The 14127-nt window shown below is 57.6% G+C and carries 12 protein-coding genes; 5 read left to right on the forward strand and 7 right to left on the reverse strand.

All coding sequences use genetic code 11. The features are described from left to right. The 5 genes from B3Y70_RS06795 to ubiU form a co-directional block, all read right to left on the reverse strand. The coding region (locus B3Y70_RS06795; RefSeq protein ID WP_288589460.1) for a bacteriohemerythrin at positions 1–674 on the reverse strand (674 nt) is incomplete at its 3' end. An 89-nt stretch (positions 675–763) separates the two neighbouring features. After that, positions 764–1126: a DUF488 domain-containing protein gene (locus B3Y70_RS06800; protein ID WP_286895454.1), complete on the reverse strand. Its 363-nt coding sequence runs from the start codon at positions 1124–1126 to the stop codon at positions 764–766. A gap of 83 nt (positions 1127–1209) precedes the next feature. Continuing rightward, positions 1210–1845 carry a ferric reductase-like transmembrane domain-containing protein gene (locus B3Y70_RS06805; RefSeq protein ID WP_286895456.1) on the reverse strand — a complete coding sequence of 212 codons (636 nt, stop codon included), beginning with the start codon at positions 1843–1845 and terminating at the stop codon, positions 1210–1212. A 90-nt stretch (positions 1846–1935) separates the two neighbouring features. After that, positions 1936–2835, reverse strand: a complete 900-nt coding sequence (locus B3Y70_RS06810) for a U32 family peptidase (RefSeq protein WP_286895457.1) — start codon at positions 2833–2835, stop codon at positions 1936–1938. A 13-nt stretch (positions 2836–2848) separates the two neighbouring features. Continuing rightward, positions 2849–3844 carry a ubiquinone anaerobic biosynthesis protein UbiU gene (gene ubiU / locus B3Y70_RS06815; protein ID WP_286895459.1) on the reverse strand — a complete coding sequence of 332 codons (996 nt, stop codon included), beginning with the start codon at positions 3842–3844 and terminating at the stop codon, positions 2849–2851. 283 nt (positions 3845–4127) lie between these two features. Here ubiU and B3Y70_RS06820 point away from each other — a divergent pair, with 283 nt between their 5' ends. After that, the gene (locus B3Y70_RS06820) at positions 4128–6146 is read left to right on the forward strand and encodes a methyl-accepting chemotaxis protein (protein WP_288589462.1); all 2019 of its coding nucleotides are present in this window, start codon (positions 4128–4130) and stop codon (positions 6144–6146) included. A 76-nt stretch (positions 6147–6222) separates the two neighbouring features. Here B3Y70_RS06820 and hemN read toward each other — a convergent pair whose 3' ends face one another. Continuing rightward, positions 6223–7632 carry an oxygen-independent coproporphyrinogen III oxidase gene (gene hemN / locus B3Y70_RS06825; RefSeq protein WP_286895462.1) on the reverse strand — a complete coding sequence of 470 codons (1410 nt, stop codon included), beginning with the start codon at positions 7630–7632 and terminating at the stop codon, positions 6223–6225. A gap of 177 nt (positions 7633–7809) precedes the next feature. On the opposite strand from hemN, the gene B3Y70_RS06830 reads away from it, so the two are divergent. Continuing rightward, positions 7810–9342: a cryptochrome/photolyase family protein gene (locus tag B3Y70_RS06830; protein ID WP_288589463.1), complete on the forward strand. Its 1533-nt coding sequence runs from the start codon at positions 7810–7812 to the stop codon at positions 9340–9342. An 89-nt stretch (positions 9343–9431) separates the two neighbouring features. Then, positions 9432–10688 (forward strand): hypothetical protein, encoded by a 1257-nt coding sequence (locus B3Y70_RS06835; RefSeq protein WP_288589464.1) that lies wholly within the window; start codon positions 9432–9434, stop codon positions 10686–10688. A 16-nt stretch (positions 10689–10704) separates the two neighbouring features. Here B3Y70_RS06835 and B3Y70_RS06840 read toward each other — a convergent pair whose 3' ends face one another. Further along, on the reverse strand, positions 10705–12393 hold the full coding sequence (locus B3Y70_RS06840) for an HAD family hydrolase (protein ID WP_288589466.1): 1689 nt from the start codon (positions 12391–12393) through the stop codon (positions 10705–10707). A gap of 68 nt (positions 12394–12461) precedes the next feature. Between B3Y70_RS06840 and B3Y70_RS06845 the strand changes: the two genes are divergently transcribed. Further along, positions 12462–12602: a DUF2256 domain-containing protein gene (locus B3Y70_RS06845; RefSeq protein ID WP_011786546.1), complete on the forward strand. Its 141-nt coding sequence runs from the start codon at positions 12462–12464 to the stop codon at positions 12600–12602. After that, positions 12602–14119: an FAD-binding domain-containing protein gene (locus tag B3Y70_RS06850; RefSeq protein ID WP_288589467.1), complete on the forward strand. Its 1518-nt coding sequence runs from the start codon at positions 12602–12604 to the stop codon at positions 14117–14119. Before B3Y70_RS06845 ends, B3Y70_RS06850 begins: the two co-directional genes overlap by 1 nt. Positions 14120–14127 lie beyond the last annotated feature (8 nt).

The raw sequence follows: 14127 nt of genomic DNA on the forward strand, positions 1-14127 counted from the left end.
TAAGCGAGCGTTTCCAGATGGTGCTGATATTCTCGGGCTTGTTCTTCCAGGGCCTGATTCAGCCTTTCATGCTGTATTCGGGACAGCTCGTCTTCGGCCCTCAAGCGGGCCATTTTCTCCCGCATTAACTGAATCGTGCTTGATGACAGTTTTCCGTAAATTTCCAAGAGCGCGTTGACCAGCACAGAGGCCGAACCGCTCAGCTCTGAGTCGACCCTGTTTCTGGCCTCACTGATTCCCAGGCCGTCCTGAACCAACTTAGCTGTCAGAGCCATTCGGCGATCAGATTCGAGAATATGGAAGGCTAACCAACGTGTGAGGAAGTCAAACAGTCTGGTTAATACCTCTTCCTGAGGTTCGCGGCTGTTGCGCAGCTCCTCAACCTGCGCAAAAAACATCTGGTGTGCATCGTGGTGATTTCTCGCCATCGCCGCTTCACCGAGGGTTTGGTTCCAGAGCGCTTCCTCATATTCAAAATGAAACGCCGCGTAGGTGAGCAACTCATCGAGAATCTGATCGGGTGTTAACTCGGAGGTGTCCGATGCAAAGTGCCAGGCAAGCCGATTAAGGATATTGACCAGCACCCTGTGCTGTTGATCAATATCATCAATGCCGGTTTCGAAATTCCGGTTCCAGGGAAAGATTTCGAAGGCATTCGGCACATCGTTGTTCACAGAAGGACTCCCAAAACGGAAACCACCGTCTTGAGCATAGTTCAACTGCCAATAAATGTAGTTGTTTTAAATCAGAGACCGGGACTGCCTCAGAGCTGGTCGCTCAACGCAAAATCCCGCAACGCCACCGCGTTATTATGGTCGGTATCTTTGGCGGCAAATACCAGCGTGACGCGTTTGTGCTCTTTGAGGATCTGCCGGAACAATTTCAGGTCCTCTGCGGCCCCGTCAGACTTGAGCTCTTTGAAGTAGCGGTCTCGAAACCCGGACCATCTGTCCGGGTCATGGCCGAACCACTTCCGCAATTCTGTAGATGGCGCAAGCCCTTTCAGCCAATGGGCAATGTCTGCGTCTTCTTTGGCAACGCCCCTGGGCCAGATGCGATCCACCAGAATACGCGGGCCATCTGAGCGGGCAGCGTGGTCGTAGGCTCGTTTCAGGCGGATGTCCATAGAAACCTCCCAACCGGCTAATGGTGTCCTTGAGCCTAGCCTTCACCCCCTATGAATTCAAAACCCGCCATGACATAACGCATTTACCGCATCTCAAAAAACTCCCGATGCATCCGCCGGGCAGGCAGGCCCCATCTGCGGAATTCGTTGAACAGGGTCCGGGCCATGCCCAACGGGCCGCAGAACCACAGGCTGGCGCCTTGCCAATCCGGCACCGCATCGCGAATTTCCTCCGGTGTCAGTCGGCCTTCGGTACGACTGCATCGAATAACCAGGTTAACGGCCGCCGCGTAGAAAGCCCATTCTCCCTGGGTTTCTGCCAGCCCCCGCTGCCCCCTGAACCAGGCTTCCAGGCCGGCGAGTTGCTGTCCGGCCCCTTTGCCTGCCGGCTTCTCCAGCCAGCCCCAGCCCACCATCCACTTGGTGCCCTTGGCCCACCACCAATGCAACGAAGCCAGCACCAGTGAACCAATGCCCAGCCATTTGTGCAGCCGGTACACCTTGTCCATGCCACCAACCCAACGCTCCAGAGACCGGAGACGCAGTGCCAGCACCAACGCAACTGCCATCATCACTACGGCCAGAATGCCGGAAAACTGCACAAACACAGAGCGGAACGGAAAGTAAGCGAAGGGGGAAACCCACAGGCTGTCGGAAACAAACCACAGGACGCTGACCAAAGCAGTCAGGCCCCAGAAAAATAGCGGGACGCGAGCCATAACAATAAACCCCAATGCAGTTTGAGTACCCTAGCAAGCTACTCCTGGTACATCGGCTATCTATTGACCTCAATCAACGCTCAACGGGCTTTACACAGACTTTACGATCAGATCCATTCCCGGCTTGCCATACCAGTACCCGTTACATGGCGGGGCCTCCACCAGCTGCAGCGGGTCGGCGACCGGCACGTCACCCCGGCGTACCTGATCAAAGCGTTTGACCACTTGGTCCATACCTTGATGCTCCGGGCTCAGTCTCACCGTACTGACACCCATACGCTCCATCTCCGGTAGTTCCCTCATCAGGTCGTAGCGCGAGCCGGAGAGCGTGGAAATACCATTAATCCGGAACAGCTCCTGGCTTTCCCGGGAGCGCAGTTCCATGCCATCCGGATGCTCCAGGCAACGGAACTCGCAGTTGTCTTTGGGCAGGTTGTAATGGCGGGCAGTGAAACAGCGGGACGACCAGGCCAATGGCAGGAAGCCCCAGGAAAATACCTCGGCGGGCAGATCCAGACCTTCGCCCTTCAGCTCACTGATCAGCTGCTCCAGGGTTTCCTTGCCCAGTTCCACCGGCAGGTTCCATCCCTTGAGGCCCTGCCGGGCCAGGATCTTCAGGGTGGCCGTGTTGTAGATGTTCATGGACGGGCCGGTGATAAACGGAATCTTGTTGCGGATCGCCACCTGCAGGGCGCTCTGGTCGTTCGCTTCCACCAGGAATTCATCCTGTTCACAGAACCGGCGCAGACGCCGCAGATCCGCTTCAGACTCGATCAGTGTGAGTGTGGAGAGCACCACGTTCTTGCCGCAGGCTTTGAGGTCCCGGGCCAGGTCCAGCCAGTCATCGGGCTTCAGTTCGCGCCGGCGGGAGCACACCACTTCACCCAGGTAGATGGTATCTACTGGCCACTCCGCAGCGTTGGCGTAGAAATCGAATACGGATTGCTTGGACCAGAACCACAGAATCGGGCCAAGGGAGAGTTTCATCATAGCGGGCAAAACCTTATTTCCACTTGCGATGGTAGGCCCCGATGGTGGTCAGGCCACCTTCGGAAAGACCGGCGAGGGTGCTGTTCCAGGCACTGTCCACAGCGAAGTTGTCCGGAGTGGCCCGAACCCGGTCCAGGGCCTGGCGCCAGGTTCGGGCAACATCCGCAATGTAGGCCGGGCTGCGTTGGCGGCCCTCGATCTTCACTGCGCTGATACCCAGCTCCTTCAAATCCGGTAAAAGATCCATGGTATTCAGGCTTACCGGCTCTTCGATGGCATGGTACACGCTGCCCTCCACTTCAAACCGGCCCTTGCACAGGGTCGGGTAACCGGCAGATTCACCGGGTCCATAGCGATCAATGAGCACTTCATTCAGGCGGGATTCCAGCCCCTGAGAGGTTTCCTGCCAACGCACCGCCTTGGCCGGTGAACAGGCACCCCGAGTGTTGGGGGATTCATCCGTGAGGTAAGAAGACAGGTAGCAGCGACCCTCCGCCATAATGCACAGACTGCCGAAGGCAAAAACTTCCAGCTCCACTGGGCTATGCTTGGCCACACCCCGAACCTGATCCAGAGACAGCACGCGCGGCAGCACTGCCCGGCGGATATCGAAGTTGTCCTTGTAGAACGACAGGGCCTCATGGCTGGTGGCAGAACCCTGAACCGACAAATGCCGGGGGATATCCGGGTGCCTGTTTGCAGCGTAATCCAGCAGTCCCATATCGGCCAGGATAATGGCATCCACCCCGAGGCCGGCGGCACGATCCACCGCGGCTTTCCAGTGTTCCCAGCCATCCGGTTGCGGATAGGTATTGATGGCACAGAACACACGACTGCCTTTTGAATGAGCGTACTCAATGCCCTCGGCTGCACGTTTGTCGTTAAAATTCAGGCCAGCAAACTGGCGGGCGTTGGTACTGTCCCGGAAGCCGAAATAGACCGCATCGGCTCCATTGTCCACGGCGGTTTTAAGGGCGGGAAGGCTACCAGCCGGGCATACAAGTTCCATGGTTTTCTCCGCTGAGCACGTTGCCGTGCACCTTACCGGTCAGCGACTTAGCCCACCTTGACCTTTGTCAGCGGATTGACAGAAACCTGTCAAATACCCCTTTGGTAATACTCTACGCATTAACCCCTACCTGAACCAAAACTGCATAAAACTCATTGCTTTAACGTTTTATTACAAGCACTTACATGTGGAAATCTACCCCCTCAGGTACCCCAAGGCGTCAATGGTCTGAACTGCTACACTTATCCACAATGGACGCCATTCTCAATGATGAGGCCCTCCCATGACTTTTATCAACAACCTCTCCATGCGAGGCAAGCTGATTACTTTGGTGCTGCCTGCGCTGCTGGTCATTGTATTTTTCGCGGTCCAGAGCATCTCCCGTAATATGGATGACCTGGACAACATGCAACAGCTCAATATCTTGGTTCAGTTGGCTGAGCTTGGGGATCCGCTGGTTGAGGAATTGCAGAAAGAACGGGGCCGTTCGGCCGTGTTTATTTCCAGCGCCCCGGATTCTGACGGCGAGCGCGAGGCAGCCCGCAACCTTCAATCCCAGAGACAAAATACTGACAGGAACCTGAGCGCCTACCAGAACGGAATCAAGGCACTGGCTGAAGAAGCCCGTTTTGACGGCAGCATTCAGGCAAGCGTCGACAAATTCCAGCGGGACATTGGCAATCTAATCAGTCTGCGCAGGGATATTGATAACCGGGTGTTGGCTGGTGCCGAATCCGGCGCCCGCTACACCAGCCTGATCATGGAAATCCTTAACCGTATTCCGTTGCTGGTGCGCCGGGCATCTGAGCCCGAGCTGGCCCGGCAGATCAATGCCTACCTTGCCCTTGCCGAAGCTGCCGAAATGGCAGGCCGTGAACGGGCTGCAGGGGCGTCACTGGTGCGCAGCGGCAACTTCGACCTGCCTGCCGTTGGGCAAATAGCGGCCCTGTCAGGGCGTCAGCAAGCGTATTTCCAGACCGCAATCACCATGCTGAGTGCAAATTCGGATATCCGTGGTCGGATTGAGTCATTTCCCGAAACCGCCGAGCACCGAAAAATGCTGGATCAGCGAGATATGCTTCTGAGCAGCCCTTCCGGTATGTACGGCCTGGAAGCCAGTGACTGGTTTTCAGCCTCTACCAACCGCATACAGGCCATTAACGGCATCCGCACTGATATGCTGTCACAGGTTGAAGCACTGGGCACCGCTGGCGTGAATGCCGCCAGAAGCAATCTGATCTGGGCATCGGCCATTGCCGCGACGTCAATCGTTCTGGTGGTTCTGTTAATGACCGTGATTATTCGCGCCATTCATCAGCAGGTGAATCAGCTGCTGGAAGGTGTTCGAAACGCCATGGACAACAAGGACCTGTCGCAGGCGATTCCGGTCTCCAGCAAGGACGAGACTGGCACCATAGCCGAGGCAATCAATGAACTGTTTGGCCGTTTTAGCGAGGCCTTGCTGCAAATCGACAAGGCAAGCGTACAGCTGGCCACAGCCACCGAGGAAACCAGCTCAACCGCGGGCCAGAATTCCTCACAGATCAAGAACCAGCAACAACAGATTGAGCAGGTGGCCGCTGCCACCGAAGAAATGTCGGCAACCTCAGAGGAGATTTCTCACAACACCCAGCAGGTGGCGGACGCCTCCAGTCGGGCTATGGAGAAAAGCCAGACCGGCGAGAAGGTGCTGCACACCAGTGTCTCCCAGATCCGGGAACTGGCGAAGTCAGTACAGGACGTCAACCAGGTTATCGAAGAACTGGAACAACGCAGCACGACCATCAGCGATGTGGTTGATGTTATCCGGAAAGTTGCCGACCAGACCAATCTGCTGGCGTTGAATGCAGCGATCGAAGCCGCCCGGGCGGGCGAGCACGGACGAGGCTTTGCGGTAGTGGCGGATGAGGTTCGCACACTGGCGCAGCAAACCCATGAATCCACTACCCAGATCGAAGATATCATCAACGGCTTCAAGACCATCACCGACAACGCCAGCCGTTCAATTATCACCAGCCACAAACTGGCCGACCAGACCAGCGCGCAAGCCTCGGAGATGGAACAGACCTTTGCTGACATTCTGATGGACGTGAACAGCATTTCCGATATGGCGACCCAGATTGCCACTGCGTCGGAACAGCAGGTTGCGGTCACGCGCGAACTGGCGGGTAATATGGAATCTGTAAGCGAAGCTGCCCTCCTGACCCTGACCGGCTCCAAGGAAATCACCGAGGTCACCCAGGAACAGGCGCGGCTGGCCCGCCAGTTACAGGATCTGGCCAATGAGTTCAAAGTGGCCTGATCAGAAAACCCTCCACGACAACGCAAGAGGGCTGCCATGTGGCAGCCCTCTTGCGTTTGTGCTCATTGTTCTCCAGTCAGATAATTCTGGAGAACCGCTGGCTCGCCCCTTCCTTGCGGTACAGATCGAAGATCTGGCAAATGGCCCGGATCAGTAGGCGACCGGCTGGCTGAACCTGCAGCAAAGAACCGCAATCCGCAATCAACTCGTCCTGAATCATCGGCTTCAGGCGGTTCATTTCATCCGCGAAATAGCGGTCAAAATCTTCATTCCACTGTTCGGCAAACTGCTTGCGGTCCAGTCGGAACTGGCAGATCAGCTGGCCGATCACCCAGCGTCGGATGCGGTCGTCGCGGGTCAGGCCCACGCCACGAATAATCGCCAGTTGGCCAGCATCGATGGACGCCTCCCAGGACGGCAGGTCGTGGTTGTTCTGGAAGTAGGCGTCGTCGGTCTGGCCGATGGCGGAGACACCCAGGGACACCAGGTCACAATCCGAGTGAGTGGTGTATCCCTGGAAGTTTCGATGCAGGCGGCCTTCGCGCTGGGCTACCGCCAGGCTGTCGTCCGGCTTGGCGAAGTGGTCCATGCCGATGTATTCGTAACCAGCTTCCAGCAAACGGTTGATGGTGTTGTGCAGAATCGTCAGTTTCTGCTGCGGACTGGGCAGTGTATCGGCCTGAATCCGTGTTTGCGGATAGAAACGGTCCGGCAGATGCGCGTAACTGAACACCGAAAGCCGGTCCGGCGACATCTCGATCACCGATTCCAGGGTTTCGGCAAAGCTTTCCGGAGTCTGGTACGGCAGGCCGTAGATCAGATCCAGGTTGATGGAGCGGAAGCCGATGCGGCGCGCTTCGTCCAATACCGACTCAGTCATGTCCCGGGGCTGGATACGGTTCACCGCCTTCTGCACTTCCGGATTCACATCCTGTACGCCCAGGCTGATACGGTTGAAACCCAGCTCCCAGAGGGTGGACAGAGTATCTTCGTCCACTTCCCGGGGATCGATTTCGACACTGTAGTCCCGATCGTCGCCGGACTGCAGGTTAAACAACTCACCGTAACCGGCCATCAGGTGTTGCATCACATCTCTGGGCAGGAAGGTAGGTGTACCACCACCCCAGTGCAGTTGCTTGACCGGGCGGTCGGCACCGAACAGTTTCGACTGGATGGCCGCTTCTTTCAGTACCCGCTCCACATAGGGCATGGCCTTGTCGCGCTTCTTGGTGATCACCTTGTTGCAGGCGCAGTAGTAGCAAAGGTGCGCACAGAACGGCAGGTGAGTATAAAGCGAGATGGGCCCGCCAGCGGCCTTGCTGCGGCCAGCCGCCTTGACCATGTCTTCAATGGAATAGTTCGGGGTGAACTCCACCGCTGTTGGATAGGATGTGTAGCGAGGTCCGCTCAGATCATAACGGCGGATGAGCGCCTCATCCCAGATGAAAGCGGGCAGATTGTTTGCTGCAGCGGTATCAGAAGCCATAGTAAAACTCTAACGTCGAATAGGATCGGCATGCCGGAAAGCGCGCATTATGCCTGACCGGCGGCCGGCACGATTTGATGCGAATCAGCTGAGTGTACCAGCATACCCAATGAACCACCCTTGCGCCCATGGCGTATTCTGCCTACCTCTAAAGGATAAACTCAGCCGGAGCCCGTCATGGCCAATCTCATCCTGATCCTGGGTGATCAACTCAGCCACCATCTCTCTGCCCTTGAGGGCGCAGACAAGGACAACGACCTGGTCGTGATGGCCGAGGTCCACAGTGAAGCCAGCTACACCAACCATCACAAGAAGAAGCTGGTGTTCGTTTTCAGTGCCATGCGGCACTTTGCCGATGCGCTGGAGGAGGATGGCTGGCGGGTTCACTATCAGCGCTATCACCCGGACAATCCGGCACAATCTATTGAACAGGTAATAGCGGAGCTGGCACGGGAATACCAACCGGAGCGAGTCATTACGACAGAATGTGGTGAGTGGCGTTTACACGAACAGATCAGCCGCTGGCACAAAACACTGGGCATCCCCGTGGAAATCCGGCCAGATACCCGCTTCGTCTGCAATATTGACGAGTTCGCCCGCTGGGCCGAGGGCCGAAAGCAGCTGCGCATGGAATTCTTCTATCGAGAAATGCGCAAAAAAACGGGTTTGCTGATGACCTCCGAAGGCCAGCCCGAAGGTGGCCAGTGGAACTTCGACACCGACAACCGAAAGAAATGGGCCGGCAAGCCTCCCGCCCCGGCCCCGTTCCGTGAGGAACCGGATGCCATCACCACCGAAGTGATCGAGCTGGTAAACGAATACTTTTCAGAACATTTCGGCACCACGGGAAATTTTCACTACGCCGTGACCGCCGAACAGGCGCAGGAAGCGCTTGCCCACTTTGTCGACTTCGCCCTGCCCTGCTTCGGCGACTACCAGGATGCCATATCAGACAATGAAGACTGGCTGTTCCATTCCATCCTGTCCCCCTATCTCAACACCGGCCTGCTGGATCCCATGGAGGTGTGTGAAGAAGCGGTACGGGCCTGGCACGCCGGCCGGGCGCCGCTGAATGCCGTGGAAGGCTTTGTCCGCCAGATCATCGGCTGGCGGGAATTCGTGCGCGGCATCTACTGGCTGCTGATGCCCGGTTACGCCCGGGAAAACCGTTTGGGCAACAGCCGTGAGCTGCCCTGGTTCTACTGGACCGGCGATACAAAGATGCGCTGCATGCACAAGGCCATCAACGCCACGGCCCGCAACGCCTATGCCCACCACATCCAGCGACTGATGATCACCGGTAACTTTGCCCTCCTGGCCGGGGTGAAACCGGAAGCCATCTGTGACTGGTACCTGGCGGTGTATATCGACGCCTTCGACTGGGTGGAGCTGCCCAACACCCTGGGCATGGTAATGCACGCCGATGGTGGCTACCTGGGCTCCAAGCCTTACGCCGCCAGCGGCAAATACATCCAGCGCATGTCTGACCACTGCCAGAACTGCCACTACCGGGTGCAGGACGCTACCGGAGACCGCGCCTGCCCGTTCAACAGCCTGTACTGGCACTTCATTGACCGGCACCGCGAGGATTTTGCCAACAATCCACGAATGACCATGATGTACCGGAACTGGGACAAGCAGAAGCCAGAGCGGCGGGAAGCCTTGCGGGCAAGGGCAGACTGGGTTCTGGCCAATATCGAAACACTGTGATCCGACTACGCCAAATGAGGTACGGAAAAGCGGGATTATGACTGCTATGCTCATACCATTGTCAGCAATCTGGACGCTTGAGTGCGCACATGGATGCCCGCAGCCTGATTATCGGATTGAGCCTTGTTATGGCCTCATTGAGCGTGAGGGCAGACCACCATGGCTTCAGCCTGTATACCTTTCTGGCACCGCCTTACCAGTATGAGGAACCCCAGATTCCGGTGGTTACCGGTGAAACCACGGAAACCATCCGCTGCGCCCTGAACAAGTCCGGATTTCAGGCCAGGATCAGTCTGATGCCGCAAAGCCGGGCCCGTTACTCACTGGAACGCAACCTGGTGGACGGCTACTATGCCGTCGGGGCATCCGAGGAACTGGACCAATCCGCCGTTCGCTCGCACCCGGTCGCCCTGGAGAAATGGCACTGGTTCTTTACCGCCGAAGCCAAACCGGATCCCGGCAAGGCAAGAATTGGTGTGGTCGGTGGCAGCAATGAAGCCATCTGGCTGGAAGACAATGATCTGAAACCGTTTATCACGGTTACAGGGGCTGAGCAGCTTCCAGCGCTTCTGGTACGAAAGCGGATTGATCTCGCCCTGATGGACCTGCGTGCCATGAACTACCTGCAAGACCAGAAATCCAGGGTAGATTGGTCACTGAATTCTGATTTTGTTCGGTACGCGCCTTTGCACCTGTATGTGAGCTCTCGCTTTTCTGCGGACCACCCTCGCTTCCTGTCCGGATTTAACGCACACCTCGCTGGCTGTGCAATGCCCAGTATGCAATTGTCCGAACAGGAAGCGTCCGAGGTTCAGGGGCTGGCGCAAGCACTGATGGCTGATCTCTCCGGCAACATCAATCTGACCAATGCCATCTACCAGGGGCCAACCTACGACAACCTGACCGATATCCTGACCAAGGACACGCTCTGGCAAGCGCTGGCACCCCACCATCCGACACCGCTGGCTGGCGAAATACTTGAGCTGCCGGCTTCCCGGGCAATGACAGCCTGGCAGGCCAGCCACTCGCCACTCGTTACCGAGGTACTGCTGACCGACAAAGCCGGGGCCCTGGTCGCCATGAGCCGCTTGTCCTCAGACTTCTGGCAGGGCGACGAGCCCAAGGTTCAGGAAATCGCCCTTGAAACCGACCGAGGCGTTGAGAGAAAGCGCGACATGTGGATTTCGCCGATTCGCTACGATGCCTCCACCGCCCGTTTCCAGGTGATGGTCAGCTTTCCGGTGCCGCTGAATGAACCCAACAACGGACGCGAAGGCGTGCTGGTACTCGGGCTCGACATCGAACACGCTCTTCACAATCCCCCCGCCCCCGGCTCGGCAGAATAACCAACATCTTCCAGAGTCAGGGCGGCCCGACTTCGCAGGCCAGCACCAGAGCCCAGAACTCGGAGAAATCATTAACCACTACATCCGGTTTGTCCGGGTGTTTGTGAGTACCGGGAAAAATCCGGTTCAGCCACGGCAAATCCCACTGGGCGCCGTTGAAGAACACCGCGGTCATACCGGCCCGTTTGGCCGCAATGATGTCAGTGGTAGAGTCGCCCACGTACCACACACTGGGGTCCGGTGGGTAATCCAGCTTCTGCACTGCCAGCAGCAATTGATCCGGGTGGGGTTTGCGCAGCGGGGTATCATCACCACACACGTTAACGTCAAACAGGTGTGTCCAGCCGCTATCTTCCACCGCCGCCAGTTCATGCTCGAAAAACTCCCGGTCGCGGTTGGTGATCACGCCCACCTGGATACCCAGCTTGCGCAGCCCTTCCAGCATTTCCCGAACCCTAGGTTCAAAGGCTTTCACGGTGCCATAGTGATTCCGGTAGTGATGATTGAATGCTTTGTGGGCAACCTGCTTGGCGTCCTGATCCTCACCGAACAGCACTTCAAAAATATCGGTGCGGGAGATTTTACGATCAGCCTTTACCTTGGGGTGCAGTTTGGCGAACTCCCGCACGTAAGCCACCAGGCGGGCATCTTCCGGGGTTTTGCTGTCTTCCGGCGCCACCATCCGGTCCATCAACCCCAGCTTGTGGAAATCCGGCAGCATGTCATCCACCGCGTGGTACATGGCATCAAGGGTATCCACCAGAGTAGCGTGCCAGTCGAACAGGATCACCGCCGGGCGAATCAGTTTCACCACCGCCGGGTGCCAGTCTGGCTCAATGCGGGGTTCCGGCCGCTCTGGTGCCGGGAAGGGTTTCGGGCGCACCTCTGCCGGGCTGGCGACAAACGCTTCGGAATGCTCACGTTCCAGCAGGGCGAGTAAATCCATCAGATCTTCAAAGCTGTCGAGAACAGCGGTCGGGGCGTCTCGCTTGGTGAACCAGCTGCTGATCCGGTCGGGCTCCCAGCAGGCACCGTTGTAGAACACCCCAGCCACACCGGCATGGTGTGCGGTAAGCATGTCCACATAGCTGTCCCCGATATACCAGACGTGGTCATCCGCCTGGATCGACAGCTTTTCCAGCGCTTTGAGAATCACCTCCGGATCCGGCTTGTATTCAGTGACGTCGTCAGCACACACGGTGGCATCGAACAAATGCAGCCAGCGGCCCTCGTCGACAATCTGCAGTTCCCTGTCCAGGAACTCCCGGTTGCGGTTGGTGCACACCGCCAGCTTGATTCCCATGGCTTTCAGTGCCGACAGATACTCATAAGCGCCCGGCTGAAACGGTTTCACCTGGCCGAAGTACTTCCGGTAAGCCTGATTGTAGGCTTTATGCGCGATCAGCTTGGGAGCCTTGTTCTCACCAAAGATGGCGTTGAAAATATCCGTTCGGGAGACCCGGCGCTCAGCCAGAATCCGCGGGTGCAATCGGCGGTAGATGCGAATGTAACGCACCAACCGGGCATCGTCTTCGGTGCGGCACTGGTCTTCAGGCAGCAACTGCTCCACGAGGCCCAGCTCTTCCAGTTGCGGTAACATCTCCTCCATGGCGCTAAACATGGCATCATGGGTGTCCACCAGGGTACCGTGCCAGTCGAAGATCAGGACCGAGGGTGGCAGGATGTTGTCGTCGAATCGGGACATGGCAAAACCTCTGGAAGCTCAGTCACGTATATCCACACACCTCTTTCAGTTAAACCCATAAACCGCCCATGCACAAAAAACCGCACTTACCTGAGAAAATCTGCCCGGCCTGCCATCGCCCTTTCACCTGGCGCAAGAAATGGGCAAAGGACTGGGACCAGGTGAAATACTGCAGTGAGCGTTGCCGGCGCAATCGAGGGCCGCATTGATGGCAGTCGTGGTCTGGTTTAAACGGGATTTACGGGTGGTGGATCACGGCCCGCTGTGCGCCGCTGTGCAATCCGGGCAGCCGGTGATTCCCTTGTACGTGGTGGAGCCGGAATACTGGCAGCAACAGGACACCTCCCGCCGGCAGTGGCAGTTCGTTGCAGAGTCTCTCGAATCCTTGCGCAAGCAGTTAAAACGCTTGGGCAGTGATCTGCTGATTGCTCACGGGGAGGTCATCAGAACCCTGGATGACCTGAAACAGCAGTACGGCATCACACAGGTGTTCTGCCATCAGGAAACCGGCGGGGACTGGACCTTTCAACGGGATAAAGCGGTGATTGCCTGGTGCCAGAGCCAGCAGATTGAGTTCCGCGAATGGCAGGGCTTTGGTGTCGTTCGGCGACTGGTCAACCGGGACGACTGGGACCAGCACTGGAACCGGATCATCAAAAGCACACGCCTGCCTGCACCCGAAGGGATTCGTTCGCCGGATACCTCCGGCTGGCCGCAGAGCTTACCCGCACCCGCCCAGCTTAACGGTGGCCCATGCCCGGATCGTCAGGCCGGCGGCAGCGAACGGGCCATTGCCCTGCTGGATTCGTTTCTGGAACGGCGGTGCGTGGGTTATCAGTACAACATGTCCTCACCGCTTACCGCACCTCGCGCCTGCTCACGGCTCAGCCCTCACCTGGCCTGGGGCACCATCAGCCTACGCGATGTCTATCAGCAGTCAAAAGAGACCGGAGACCACCGCAACACTCTGCCTCGCAAGAAGAAAAGCCTCACCAGCTTTCGCTCAAGGCTGCACTGGCATTGCCACTTTATCCAGAAGCTGGAGGATGAACCGGAACTGGAATTCCGTGCCATGCATCGGGAACTGGAGCACCTGAAAACCGGACCAAACAACAGCGAGCGACTGCATCGCTGGCAGGAGGGCCAGACCGGCTGGCCGCTGGTGGATGCCTGCATGCGCAGCCTGGAGCACACCGGTTGGATTAACTTCCGCATGCGGGCCATGCTGATGGCGGTGGCCAGTTATCAGCTTTGGCTGCACTGGCGGGACCCGGCACTGCACCTGGCTCGCCTGTTTACCGATTTCGAGCCCGGCATTCACTATCCCCAGGCCCAGATGCAATCGGGGCTCACCGGCATCAACGCCCTGCGCATTTACAACCCGGTGTTGCAGAGCCAGAAACTGGATCCGGAAGGTGAGTTCATCCGCCGCTGGATACCGGAGCTGGCCGGCGTCCCGGCGGAAATGATCCACACCCCATGGCTGATGACGCCGGCCCAGAAGCAGCGCTTTGGCGGCAATACCTATATTTCACCAGTCTGTGATCATGAGCAGGCAGCACGGGTGGCTCGCAAGGCTGTCGGAGAGTTCAGGAAGCAGCAAGTGAGCCAGACAGAGACGGACCGGGTTCTCAACCGTCATGGCAGTCGAAAGGGGCCGGCACAGAACCGGCCCAGGACTGGCAGCCAGGACTCTGAACCGTCATCACAGCTCCCTCTTTTTTGATTCCAATG

The organism is Marinobacter sp. UBA5687 (genome assembly GCF_002420325.1).
In the GTDB taxonomy this organism is placed as follows: Bacteria; Pseudomonadota; Gammaproteobacteria; order Pseudomonadales; family Oleiphilaceae; genus Marinobacter; species Marinobacter nauticus.

Excerpts from the sequence above, each read along its gene's own strand:
- B3Y70_RS06840 (WP_288589466.1), bottom strand. The coding sequence starts at position 12,393 with ATGTCCCGATTCGACGACAACATCCTGCCACCCTCGGTCCTGATCTTC.
- hemN (WP_286895462.1), bottom strand. The coding sequence starts at position 7,632 with ATGGCTTCTGATACCGCTGCAGCAAACAATCTGCCCGCTTTCATCTGG.
- B3Y70_RS06810 (WP_286895457.1), bottom strand. The coding sequence starts at position 2,835 with ATGATGAAACTCTCCCTTGGCCCGATTCTGTGGTTCTGGTCCAAGCAA.
- B3Y70_RS06805 (WP_286895456.1), bottom strand. The coding sequence starts at position 1,845 with ATGGCTCGCGTCCCGCTATTTTTCTGGGGCCTGACTGCTTTGGTCAGC.
- B3Y70_RS06800 (WP_286895454.1), bottom strand. The coding sequence starts at position 1,126 with ATGGACATCCGCCTGAAACGAGCCTACGACCACGCTGCCCGCTCAGAT.
- ubiU (WP_286895459.1), bottom strand. The coding sequence starts at position 3,844 with ATGGAACTTGTATGCCCGGCTGGTAGCCTTCCCGCCCTTAAAACCGCC.
- B3Y70_RS06845 (WP_011786546.1), top strand. The coding sequence starts at position 12,462 with ATGCACAAAAAACCGCACTTACCTGAGAAAATCTGCCCGGCCTGCCAT.
- B3Y70_RS06820 (WP_288589462.1), top strand. The coding sequence starts at position 4,128 with ATGACTTTTATCAACAACCTCTCCATGCGAGGCAAGCTGATTACTTTG.
- B3Y70_RS06835 (WP_288589464.1), top strand. The coding sequence starts at position 9,432 with ATGGATGCCCGCAGCCTGATTATCGGATTGAGCCTTGTTATGGCCTCA.
- B3Y70_RS06830 (WP_288589463.1), top strand. The coding sequence starts at position 7,810 with ATGGCCAATCTCATCCTGATCCTGGGTGATCAACTCAGCCACCATCTC.
- B3Y70_RS06850 (WP_288589467.1), top strand. The coding sequence starts at position 12,602 with ATGGCAGTCGTGGTCTGGTTTAAACGGGATTTACGGGTGGTGGATCAC.